Annotated in this window: 9 protein-coding genes; 6 read left to right on the top strand and 3 right to left on the bottom strand. The window is 70.3% G+C overall.

Annotation, left to right across the window (positions count from 1 at the left end; translation table 11 throughout):
* Complete coding sequence (locus tag AB7E83_RS21125; protein ID WP_428572785.1) at window positions 1–1,104, bottom strand: zinc-binding dehydrogenase; 1,104 nt, start codon at window positions 1,102–1,104, stop codon at window positions 1–3.
* 118 nt (window positions 1,105–1,222) lie between these two features.
* Complete coding sequence (locus AB7E83_RS21120; RefSeq protein ID WP_428572784.1) at window positions 1,223–2,155, bottom strand: LysR substrate-binding domain-containing protein; 933 nt, start codon at window positions 2,153–2,155, stop codon at window positions 1,223–1,225.
* A 105-nt stretch (window positions 2,156–2,260) separates the two neighbouring features.
* Here AB7E83_RS21120 and AB7E83_RS21115 point away from each other — a divergent pair, with 105 nt between their 5' ends.
* From AB7E83_RS21115 to AB7E83_RS21095, 5 genes are read left to right on the top strand one after another with little or no spacing between them, the layout of a single operon-like run.
* Complete coding sequence (locus tag AB7E83_RS21115) at window positions 2,261–3,034, top strand: SDR family NAD(P)-dependent oxidoreductase (protein ID WP_428572783.1); 774 nt, start codon at window positions 2,261–2,263, stop codon at window positions 3,032–3,034.
* A 10-nt stretch (window positions 3,035–3,044) separates the two neighbouring features.
* On the top strand, window positions 3,045–3,851 hold the full coding sequence (locus AB7E83_RS21110) for an enoyl-CoA hydratase/isomerase family protein (protein WP_428572782.1): 807 nt from the start codon (window positions 3,045–3,047) through the stop codon (window positions 3,849–3,851).
* A 23-nt stretch (window positions 3,852–3,874) separates the two neighbouring features.
* Window positions 3,875–4,867 carry a Bug family tripartite tricarboxylate transporter substrate binding protein gene (locus tag AB7E83_RS21105; protein WP_428572781.1) on the top strand — a complete coding sequence of 331 codons (993 nt, stop codon included), beginning with the start codon at window positions 3,875–3,877 and terminating at the stop codon, window positions 4,865–4,867.
* Between the two features lie 2 nt (window positions 4,868–4,869).
* Window positions 4,870–6,048: a CaiB/BaiF CoA transferase family protein gene (locus AB7E83_RS21100; protein WP_428572780.1), complete on the top strand. Its 1,179-nt coding sequence runs from the start codon at window positions 4,870–4,872 to the stop codon at window positions 6,046–6,048.
* Window positions 6,045–6,818 carry a fumarylacetoacetate hydrolase family protein gene (locus AB7E83_RS21095; protein WP_428572779.1) on the top strand — a complete coding sequence of 258 codons (774 nt, stop codon included), beginning with the start codon at window positions 6,045–6,047 and terminating at the stop codon, window positions 6,816–6,818. The genes AB7E83_RS21100 and AB7E83_RS21095 overlap by 4 nt, the downstream gene beginning before the upstream one ends.
* Before the next feature lie 23 nt (window positions 6,819–6,841).
* Here AB7E83_RS21095 and AB7E83_RS21090 read toward each other — a convergent pair whose 3' ends face one another.
* Window positions 6,842–7,642 carry a crotonase/enoyl-CoA hydratase family protein gene (locus tag AB7E83_RS21090; protein WP_428572778.1) on the bottom strand — a complete coding sequence of 267 codons (801 nt, stop codon included), beginning with the start codon at window positions 7,640–7,642 and terminating at the stop codon, window positions 6,842–6,844.
* Between the two features lie 103 nt (window positions 7,643–7,745).
* Between AB7E83_RS21090 and AB7E83_RS21085 the strand changes: the two genes are divergently transcribed.
* Window positions 7,746–11,627 carry a tetratricopeptide repeat protein gene (locus AB7E83_RS21085; RefSeq protein ID WP_428572777.1) on the top strand — a complete coding sequence of 1,294 codons (3,882 nt, stop codon included), beginning with the start codon at window positions 7,746–7,748 and terminating at the stop codon, window positions 11,625–11,627.
* Window positions 11,628–11,721 lie beyond the last annotated feature (94 nt).

Below are 11,721 nucleotides of genomic sequence, written 5' to 3'. Positions count from 1 at the left end.
TCAACCCATGCCCGTGAGCACGCACCCGCCGATCACGCCTTCGAGCCGCGCCTGCATCGCGTCCTGCAGCTGCGTCATCGCGAACCTGCGCGACACCACCGGCGTGATGCTTCCGTCCCGCATCCACCGCGCGAGCAGGTCCAGCCGCCGCTGGCGCGTCTGCGGACGCCGCTGCGTGATGATCGACATCGGCGAGCCCATCACCACCAGGCCCTTCATCTGGATCAGGTTCGTCGGCATGCGGTCGGGGGACACCGTGCCGCCCGCACCCTCGCCCTTGGCGACGTTCGTGTTCGCGGCCCAGCCGATGATCACGTGGCGGCCGCCGAAGTCGAGCGCGCGCATCGACGGCACGAGCCAGTCGCCGCCCACGGGGTCGAAAAGGATGTCCGCGCCGCGGCCGGTAAGCGCCTTCACTTCGGCCTGCAATGCACGCTCGTGCGGCTGCGGCAGGGCGAGCAGGTCGATCGCGTGGTCGGCGCCGAGCCGGCGCGCATGTTCCAGCCGGTCCATGCCGCGTCCCGTGGCGATGACCGTGCCGGCGCCGAGCAGCTTGGCCACCTGCACCGCCGCGAGCCCCGCGGCGCCCGTCGCGCCCATGACGAGCACGGTCTCGCCCGCGACGAGTTGCGCACGGTCCTCGAGGCCGAAGATCGCGGTCTCGTAGTTCAGCAGCAGGTTGCACGCGCTCTCGTCGGAGATGACATCGGGCACCCGGAGCAGCGAGGACGCCGCCGCCACCGCGTACTTCGCCCAGCCGCCCCAGCGCTGATGCGCGCCGTGGCTGCGCGGCCCCGAGGTCATGAAGTCGTTCATGACGCGCTCGCCGGGGCGAAGCGTGGTGACCGCGCTGCCCACTGCGCGCACGACCCCGGCGTATTCGAGGCCCGGCGTGTACGGCAGCTCCGGCTTGTGGTGATACTGGCCGCTCAGCATGAGCAGGTCGATGTAGTTGACGGCGGCGGCCTTCACCTCCACCAGCACCTCGTCGGGCGCGAGCGTGTGCGCGGAAGCGTCTTCGCACGGCACGAGGGCCACGCCACGCGCGACGCCCTCCTCGCGCGTGGGCATGAACTTCGAAACGGTGGCGCGTAGCGATGTCACGTGGGCTCCTGATGGACGGCGAGAGCCTAGCAAGACGCGCGCTCCGGCGACAGCCGGAGTTTTGCAAAGCGGAACGGCGGCGGACGAACCGCGCGGCACACGACACGTCGAGCGCGCATCAACGATTCGAGGGTGGGAGCGAGTGCCCGGAACTTCGCGGTTTCGCGATGCTGCGCGCCCACGCGCGGAACTGCCGGACGTTGGGCCAATCCGCCTTGTGCCGCGGACACACCAGCCAGTAGCCCAGCTCCGACCGGCCGTACGAGGGAAAAGGCGCGACGAGCTGCCCGCTCGCCAAATCCGCGGCCACATACTCGCGCTGCGTGATCGCCACGCCCAGGCCGTCGAGCGCGGCCTGGCACGCGAGCGCGGCATTCGCCAGCTGCAGATTGCGCGTGAAGCCGCGCGCGTCGACACCGAAGGCTTCGAGCCACACGGGCCATCCCTCGGTGCGCGCGGCCGAGTGGATGAGCGTCGCCTTCTTCAGGTCGGCAGGCCGGCGCAGGGTCTTCGCCACGGCCGGCGCGCACACGGGCACCAGGTCGTCGGCGAACAGGAAGTCCGATGCGGCGTCGGCCCAATCGCCCGTGCCGAGGCGCACGGCGATGTCGACGTTGACCATCGAGTGATCGTCCGTCGCGCTCTGCGTCGCGATCTCGAGCTCGATCCCCGGGTATGCGCCGTAGAAGCGCGACAGCCGAGGCACCAGCCAGCGGATCGCGAACGTTGGCATGAGGCGCAGCGACAGCACGCCGCCCGCGGCGCCCCCGGAAATCTCGAGCAGCGTGCGGTCGATGCGCTCGAAGCAGCTCGAAAGACAGAACGCCAGCTTCGCGCCGTCGGGCGTCAACGACACGCGACGGTGATGCCGCTCGAGCAACGGCGTACCGAGCGAGGCCTCGAGCTGGCGCACCTGCTGGCTCACGGCGCCCGGCGTCACGAACAGTTCTTCGGCCGCGCGCGTCACGCTCAGGTGACGCGACACCGCCTCGAAAGCGCGCAGCGCGGGCAGGCGATGGTGCGGCGCACGCGGGGGGACAGCGGTTTGCATGTAGTTTTGCTAAAGCGAGCGTCAAAACAAATCGATTGAGCAGCGGGGCCACGCCCGGAAGAATCGGCGGCATCGATTTAAACGAAGTATAGGCAGGCGTCGCACATGGTCCCCTCCTCCGCATCCACCCCTTCGGCGTCTCCGCTCGTCGGCGCGGTCGCCATCGTCACCGGCGGCGCGCGTGGCATCGGCTTCGGCGTGGCACAGCGCCTGCAGGCGAGTGGCGCCCACGTCGTCATCGTGGACCGCGATGCGGACGCGCTGGCGCAGGCACGCGAGGCACTGCCGCACGCAACGACGCAGGTCGCGGACCTCGCGCAGGGTGCGCAGGTCGACGATGCCATGTCGCGGATCGCCGGCGAGCACGGCCGCATCGACGTCCTCGTCAACAACGCCGGGATCGTTCGCGACAAGCGCTTCCTGAAACTCACCGACGAAGACTGGGACACCGTGCTCGCGGTGAACCTTCGCTCGCAGTTCCTGTGCGCGCGCGCCGTTCTGCCCGGCATGGTGGAGCGTGGCTACGGCCGAATCGTGAACCTGTCGTCGCGCGCGTGGCTCGGCGCGGCGGGCCAGGCCGCGTACTCGGCGGCGAAGGGCGGCGTGGTGAGCCTCACGCGCAGTCTCGCGATCGAGTTCGCGGCGAGAGGCGTGACGGTGAATGCCATCGCGCCGGGCCTGATCGATACGCCGCTGTTCCGCGGCTTCACGCCCGAGCTGCAGGAGAAGCTCGCGAATTCGGTGCCCGCGCGGCGCGTGGGCACGCCCGAGGACATCGCGGCCGCCGTCGAGTTCTTCGCGCGACCCGACTCCTCCTACATCACCGGCCAGACGCTCTACGTGTGCGGCGGCCGAAGCCTCTCCAGCCCCAACGTCTGAGGTCCGCGCCATGTCCTCCATCGAACTCACGCGCGCCGGCCATCTGGCCGAGATCACCATCAACCGCCCCGACGCGCTCAACGCGCTCGACGTCGAGGCGGTCACGTTGCTGCGCGACCACCTGATCGCCTGCCGAGACGACGACGGCGTGCGCGCGATCCTGCTCACGGGCGCGGGGCAGAAGTCGTTCTGCGTGGGCACCGACCTCAAGAAGTCGACGCCCACGGACACGAGTTACGCCGAGATGATGGTGCGCGCCGACGACGCCAGCGTGAAGGCGGGCAACTATGTGCGTTACATGATGTTCCACCACCTCCAGCTGTGGAAGCCGGTCGTGGCCGCGGTCAACGGCTACTGCGTGGGCGGGGGCATGGAGCTCGCGCTGCAATGCGACCTGCGCGTGGCCTCGTCGAATGCATCCTTCGGCCTGCCCGAGGCGAAGGTGGGCAGCTTCCCCGGCGTGGGCGGCGTGCCGATGCTGCTGCGCAAGCTGCCGCCGGCCATCGCGATGAAGCTGATGATGACGGGCGACCGCATCGATGCCGCCGAGGCGATGCGCCACGGGTTCGTGAGCGACGTGTGGTCGCCCGACGAGCTCATGCCGCGCGCCCGCGAGCTCGCGCAGCGCATCTGCGACTGCGGACCGCTCGCCGTCGCCGCGATCAAGAAGCTGGCGCACGAATCCGAAGGCCTGCCGGTCGACGCCGCCTTCTCGCTCACCGAAACCTATTTCGGCCTGCTCAAGAACAGCGCCGATCGCATCGAGGGACGCCGCGCCTTCGCGGAGAAGCGCAAGCCGCGCTTCTCCGGACGCTGATTCCATTTCCAACGGAGACACACATGAACCGCATTTCCTCCCCCGCGCGCCGCGCCGCGCTGCTCGCGCTGCTGTCATTCGTCGCGACCGGCCATGCGCAAGTGCAGGCCCAGGCGCAGGACTGGCCCGCACGCACCGTCAAAATCGTCGTGCCCTACCCCGCCGGCGGCGGCACCGATGCGCTCGCGCGTCTCGTCGCCGAACGCCTGAACAAGGAGTTCGGCCAGGCCGTCATCGTCGAGAACCGCGCGGGCGGCGGCGGCAACCTCGGCACCGAACTCGTGGCGCGCGCGCCCGCGGACGGCTACACGCTGCTGATGGGCGACAACAGCATGTCGATCTACCAGCACCTGTATCCGAAGCTGAACTACGACCCGATCAAGGATTTCGTGGCGATCGCGCCGGTGGCCGTCGCGCCCATCCTGCTGGTCTCCGCGTCGACGCAGCCCTATCGCAACCTCGGCGAACTCCTGCAGGGAATGAAAGCGAACCCGGCGAAATTCGACTACGCTTTCGGCGGACTCGGCACGCCGCAGCACCTCACCGGGCAGCTGTTCAACAAGCGCGCGAACGTGAGCTTCAACGGCGTGCCGTACAAAGGTTCCGGTCCCGCGCTGCAGGACGTGCTGTCGGGCCAGGTCGGATACGGCTTCTTCGCCGTCGGCTCGGTGCTTTCCCACATCCGCGCGGGCAAGCTGCGCGGCTACGGCGTCGCCCTGCCGCAGCGCTCGGCGGTCGCGCCCGAGGTGCCCACCTTCGCCGAGCAGGGGCTGCAGGACGTCGACAGCGCGGTGCGATACTTCCTCGCCGCGCCGGCGGCGACACCGAAGCCTGTGGTCGCGAAGGTGGCGGCCGCCATGGCGAAGGTGCGGCAGGACGCGAGCTTCGTCGCCACGCTCGAGAAGCAGGGCGTCGAAGTGGGCCGCGGCAGCGGCGACGACGTGACGAAGATGCTGCTGCGCGAAGGCCCCGTGTGGGGCGAGCTGATCCGCAGCGCCAACATCAAGCCGGAGTGACCATGGACGCATCGTCATCGACAGGATCCGCAACGCCGCTCGCCGGCCTGCGCGTAGTCGACTTCACGCAGATCGCCTCGGGCCCGGTATGCACGCTCGTGCTCGCCGACCTGGGCGCGGACGTGATCAAGATCGAGCCGCCCACGGGCGACACGAGCCGCACGCTGGGCCCGCCGTGGATCGACGGCGTCAGCACGATCTACCTCGCCCTGAACCGCAACAAGCGCGGCATCGTTCTCGACCTGAAGAAGCCGGATGATGTCGAGCGCGCCCGCCGGCTCGTGGCCGACGCCGACGTGCTGGTCGAGAATTTCCGCCCCGGCGTGATGGACAGGCTCGGCCTCGGCTGGAAGCAGGCGAACGAGATGAATCCGCGCCTCGTCTACTGCTCCATCTCGGCCTATGGTCAGGAAGGCCCCTGGCGACACCGCGCGGGCGTCGACGGCGTGCTGCAGGCGGTGTCGGGCCTCATGAGCCTGGCCGGCGAGGAGGGCGGCGGGCCGATCAAGGTGTCGGTGCCCATCCTCGACATCGTGACCGGCTTCCTCGCCTCGTCGGCCGTGCAGGCGGCGCTGCTCGCGAGGAACGCGACGGGGCTCGGTCGCCATGTCGACATCTCGATGCTCGCGAGTTCGCTCATGCTGCAGCAGACCGCGATCGCCGGCTACTTCGCGTCCGGCGAACTGCCCGCGAAGACCGGCAGCGCAGCGCCGTATGCCGCGCCCAACGAAGCGTTTCCGACGCGCGATGGCTGGATCATGATCGCGGCCTACCAGCAGGACCGGTGGCGCAAGCTCTGCGATGCATTGCGGCGCAGCGAGCTCGTCGACGACACGCGCTTCGCCGCGCTCGCGGACCGCGTCGCGAACCGGCCCGCGCTCGTCGCAGAACTGGCCGCGACCTTGAAGAACGACACGACGACAGCCTGGGTCGAGCGGCTCGAAGCGGCGGACGTTCTCTGCGCGCCGATCGCCGACTACGCGAGCGTGGCCGGGCTCGAGCAGGCGCGGCACAACGGCATCTTCGTCGACGTGCCGCACCCGACGCGCGGCACGATCCGGCAGGTCGGCTGCAACCTCGGTGCGCGCGGCGCGGACGTGCCCGTGCGCTATGCGGCGCCGTCGCTGGGCGAACACAACGCGGCGATCTTCGGCGGGAGCCGCGCCGAGGTGACGTCATGAGCCGGTGGATCCGATTCCGTCGCGGCATCACGACGGCGTTCGGCCGGCTCGACGAGGAGACCGTGCAGGTGCATCGGGGCGACATGTTCGCCGGCGCGGAGCCCACGGGCGAGCGTGTCGCGCTCGCGGACGTGGAGCTGCTCGCACCCTGCGAGCCGTCGAAGATGCTCGGCATGTGGCGCAACTTCAAGGCGCTCGGGGCCGCGATGCACCTGCCCGACCCCGTGGAACCGCTCTACTTCATCAAGGCCGGCACCTCGTTCCTCGCGCCGGGCGGCACGATCCGCCGGCCGCGACGCTTCGACGGCACCGTCGTGTTCGAAGGAGAACTGGGCATCGTCATCGGTCGCGAGGCGAGCGGCGTGGACGAGGCCGAGGCCACCCGCTGCATCTTCGGCTACACCTGCGTGAACGATGTCACCGGCATGGAACCGCTGCAGGACAAGGTGTTCCCGCACTGGACGCGCGCCAAGGGTTTCGACACCTTCGGTCCGTTCGGACCCTGCATCGAGACCGAGTTCGATTGGCGCAACGCGACGGTGCGCACGATCCTCAACGGCACGGAGCGCCAGAACTACCGGCTCGACGACATGGTGATGCCGCCCGCCGAGCTCGTGAGCCGCATCTCGTTCGACATGACGCTGCGGCCCGGCGACGTGATCGCTTGCGGCACGTCGATCGGGGTCGGCCGGCTCAAGCCCGGATGCAGCATCACGATCGACATCGAGGGCATCGGCGCGCTGACGAATACCTACGTGGCCGAGTCCTGAGGGAGGCCCGCCCCCTCCTCGTCCTATCGCCCGTCGCCGAACTTCGCTGCCCGCTTCTCGAGGAACGCGTCGATGGCCTCGGCATGGTCCGGCGTCTTGTGCGCGACGGCCTGGAACACCGCGGCCAGTTCGAGCACGCTGGCGAGCGTGCTGTCGTGTCCCTCGCGGATCAGGCGCTTCGTCAGCCGCAGCGCATGCCCCGGGTTCGCGGCAATGCGCGCGGCGAGTTCGTTCGCCGCGTCGAGCAGTTGTTCGTGCGGCACCACGCGCGACACGAGGTTCCACGCGAGCGCCTGCTGCGCATCGATGGTGTCGCCGGTGAACGCGAGTTCGGCCGCGCGCGACAGGCCGACGATGCGCGGCAGGAGCCAGGAGCCACCGTCGCCCGCGATCAGCCCGAGCTTCACGAAACTTTCGGCGAACTTCGCTTTTTCCGAAGCAATGCGGATGTCGCACATGCACGAGAGGTCGAGCCCCGCGCCGATGGCATGGCCGTTGACGGCCGCGATCACGGGCACTTCGAGGCCGAAGAGCGCGAGCGCGAGCCGCTGGATGCCGCGGCGGTATTCCTGGCGGATCAGGATCTCGCCCACCTCGGGCGAGGTCTGGCGCTTCATGTCGCGGACGTTGCCGCCTGCCGAGAACGACGGCCCATTGCCAGTGACGATGACGCAGCGCACCGAGGCGTCGTCGTGGATGCGGTCGATGGCCTCCACGAACTCCGCCACGGCCGTGTTGCCGGTCAGCGGGTTGCGGTGCTCGGCATGGTCCATCGTGAGCGTGACGACGGCGCCCTTCTGTTCGTAGATGAGGAACTTCTTCATGGTTCGCGCAGTATCCCTCGAAACTCCCATACCCCATCCAGCCGGCGCAAGCCCTCGGCGCGCCGCTGACGCCCCTCGCGATACGCCTTATAGTCGCGGCGGCATGCATGCCGACTACGCGCAACTGCAATCCGACCTCGCCACCGCGCTGATGAAGCGCGGCGAGGGCGATGCCGCCGAGGCCGCCTTCCGCCGCTCGCTGTCGGCGCAGCCGCGCAATGCCGCCGCGCTCGTGAATCTCGCATCGCTTCTGCGATCCGCCGGGCGGCACGACGAAGCCCTCGCCTGCCTGAATCAGGCGCTCCTCTTCGAGCCCGGTCATGCGGACATCCACAATAACCTCGGTCTGCTCTGGCTGGAGAGAGGGTCGTTCTGGAAGGCAGAAGCCTCCCTTCGCGCATCGATCGCGCTCGCGCCCCGCGCGCCGCGGACATGGCACAACCTCGCCGTCCTGCTCGTCGACATGGGGCGTCACGAGGAAGCCGAGCAGGCGTGGCTCCATGCCCTGCGCCTCGAGCCCGGCCTGTCCGAAGCCCGGACGGCGCTCGGACGCCTGCGACTTGCGCTCGGCCGCTATGCGGAAGCCTGGCCCGACGTCGAATCCCGGCTCGACCCCGAGCGTCCCGACGCCGTGCGCCTGCCTGCGCTCGACACGCCGGCCTGGCGGGGCGAGCCGATTGCCGGCAAGCGCCTGCTGCTCGTCGGCGAGCAGGGCTTCGGCGACTGCGTGCAGTTCATCCGCTTCGCCGCGCTCCTGAAGGCGGGCGGCGCGGCGCGTGTCGACGTGCTGTGCGATGCGAAGCTGGCGCCGCTCCTTCGGACGTGCGAGGGGGTCGACGTGGCCGCGCCCGAATTGCCGGGAAACTCGCACGACCTGCACTGCGCGATGCTGAGCGTGCCGCTGCGCATCGGCACGACACTCTCGAACCTGCCCGCGCGCCTGCCGTACCTGCGCGCCCCGGCTGAACGCGGTGCGCACTGGCGCTCGAAGCTGCCCGAGGGCCTGAAGGTCGGTATCGTCTGGCGCGGCCGCCCGACGCATCCGAACGATGCGCATCGCTCAATCGCGCTGACGGAGCTCGCGCCGCTGTGGACCGTGCCGGACGTGCGGTTCGTGAGCCTCCAGAAGGGCCGCGACGAAGACCTGGCGCTTCGCCCGCCGCCGCAGCAGCCGCTGCTCGCGCTCGGCCACGAGGTCGAGAACTTCGCCGACCTCGCCGCGCTCGTGCAGCAACTGGACCTGGTCATCTGCGTCGACACGGCCGTCGCGCACGTCGCGGGCGCGCTGGGCAAGCGGTGCTGGGTGCTGCTGCCCGCCACCAGCGTGGACTGGCGCTGGCTGCGCGACCGCGAAGACAGTCCCTGGTACCCCGGCTGCATGCGGCTGTATCGGCAACGGCAGGCAGGCGACTGGGCGCCGGTGCTCGCGCAGGTCTTGCGCGATCTCGAGGCGCTGGCGCGCGCCGAGCGCGCGCGGTCGGCCGTCGACCCGCGCCAGTCCGAGGACCGCATGAACGAGGCGAACCTCCTGCTCGACGACGGAAGACTCGACGAGGCGGAGGCGCTGTACCGCCGTGCGATGGCGCTCGATCCGGCGAACGCCGACGCCGTATCGAACCTCGGACTCCTGCTGCTGCGGCGGGGGAAGTTCGCCGAAGGCTGGCAGCGCTGCGAATCGCGATTCGACGCGCGCCGTCATGTTCCGACGCCGCTCTCGCCGCAGGTGAGTCCGCGCTGGCACGGGCAGCCGCTCGCCGGCCGGACGCTGCTCCTCGTCGGCGAGCAAGGCTATGGCGACATGGTGCAGTTCGTCCGCTATGCGGCGCTCCTCAAGGCGCGGGGCGCCCGCTCCATCGTCGTCCAGTGTCCCGAGAGGCTTGTCCCTCTTCTCGCGACGTGCGCCGATATCGACGAGGCCGCCGCGCTGCCGCGCAGCGCGCACCACTTCCACTGTCCGCTGCTGAGCGTGCCGCTGCACCTGGGCACGACCCTGGACACCATTCCCGCGCAACTGCCCTATCTCCGCGCGCTGCCCGAGCGTGTCGCGCGATGGCGCGAGCGCCTGCCGGCCGGACGCAAGGTCGGCCTCGTCTGGCGGGGACGGCCATCGCATCCGGAGGACGCGCATCGCTCCATGCCGCTCGCGACCCTCGCCCCGCTGTGGCAGGTGCGGGGCCTGCAGTTCGTCGGCCTGCAGAAGGAAGCGGGCGAGGAAGAAGCTTTGCAGCCTCCGACGGGCCAGCCGCTGCTGGCGCTCGGCCACGAGATGAACGACTTCGCCGACCTCGCCGCGCTGGTGCAGCAGATGGACCTGGTGATCTGCGTGGACACCGCCGTCGCGCACGTGGCCGGCGCGCTCGGCAAGCCGTGCTGGGTCCTGCTGTCGAAAGCGGGCGCCGACTGGCGCTGGCTCGACGACCGCGACGACAGCCCGTGGTACCCGGGCTGCATGCGGCTCTATCGCCAGCCCGCGCGAGGCGACTGGGCTTCGGTCCTCGAACGCGTCCGCGGCGATCTCGCCCGCTGGGCGCGTCACCGCGCGCTCGAACATCCGGGCGCGACCGCGATCGACGACGCCGACCTGGCCGCCGCCGAAGCACGCCTTCGCGCCGCCATCGCCGCCGACGCGAAACGCCCTTCATCCTGGACCAATCTGGGCGCGGTGCTTGCCCGCTCGATGCGGCCCGACGAAGCGGAAAGCGCCTTGCGCAAGGCCATCGCCCTGAACCCGCGCTATGCGGCCGCGCACTACAACCTCGGTGTCGTGCTGGCGAGCGCGGGCCGCGCGGGCGAGGCGGAGGCGGCCTACCGTGCGACCATCGCCTTCGATCCCGGCCGCGCGCCCGCGCACTACAACCTGGCCATGCTGCTGCAGTCGCAGCGCCGGCCCGCGGAGGCGGAAGTCGCCTTTCGCGCGGCCATCGCGGCCCAGCCCGATTTCACCGCAGCCCACCACAACCTCGCCATGCTGCTGCAGGAAGCGGGCCGGTGGGAAGAGGCCGAGGTCGCATGCCTGCGTGCGAGCGAACTGGCGCCCGCCGACGCGGATGCGCGCACGAACCTCGCGATGCTGCGCCTGGCGCTCGGCCGCTTCGAGGAGGGCTGGGCCGGTTACGAGAGCCGTTTCGATCCGACGCGCGCCGAGCCGCCGGTCCATGCCGAAGTGCCGGGCCTGCCGCGCTGGCGGGGCGAACCGCTCGCCGGTCGCACGCTCGTGCTGGTGGCCGAGCAGGGACTCGGCGACGCGGTGCAGTTCATCCGCTATGCCCCCCTGCTGAAGGCCCGGGGCCTCGCGCGGCTGTCCGTGAAGTGTCCCGAAAGCCTCGTCGCGCTGCTGCGCACCTGCGAGGGCGTGGACGACGCATCCAGCCGGTTCGCGGGCGAGGCCGACTGGCAATGTCCGATGCTGAGCGCGCCTCTCTACATGGGGACGACGCTCGCCACCATCCCCGCGCGCCTGCCCTACCTGCACGCACTGCCCGAGCGCGTCGCGCACTGGCACGCCCGGCTGCCCGCCGCGCGCAAGGTCGGCCTGGTCTGGCGCGGCAGCGCCGCGCATCCCAACGACGCGCGGCGCTCCCTCGCCTTGGCCGGGCTCGCGCCCCTGTGGGACGTGCAGGACGTCCACTTCGTCAGTCTCCAGAAGGGCCAGGGCGAGGCCGAGGCGCTGCAGCCGCCGCCGGGACAGCCGCTGCTCGCGCTGGGCCACGAGATGAAGGATTTCGCGGACGCCGCGGCCATCGTCTCGCAACTCGACCTGGTGATCTGCGTCGACACCGCCATCGCCCACGTCGCCGGCGCGCTCGGCATTCCTTGCTGGGTGATGCTGCCCGGCGCGGGGCTCGACTGGCGGTGGATGCAGCGTCGCGACGACAGCCCGTGGTACCCCGATTGCATGCGGCTGTACCGCCAGTCGGCCGCGGAGGGCTGGCCCGCGGTCGTCGGACGGGTCGCGAGCGACCTTGCGAACTGGGCTCGCTCCTAGGCCGAGAGCCGTTTCGCCGCTTCGAGCTCCGCGTGCTCGAACGCCGGCGCGAAGTCGTCGATCTCTCATTCAGAGCCGCGCCCAAGTAAAATCC

Source organism: Ramlibacter sp. (assembly GCF_050250995.1).
GTDB lineage: Bacteria > Pseudomonadota > Gammaproteobacteria > Burkholderiales > Burkholderiaceae_C > Ramlibacter.
This window is presented reverse-complemented; position numbering and strand designations above follow the sequence as displayed.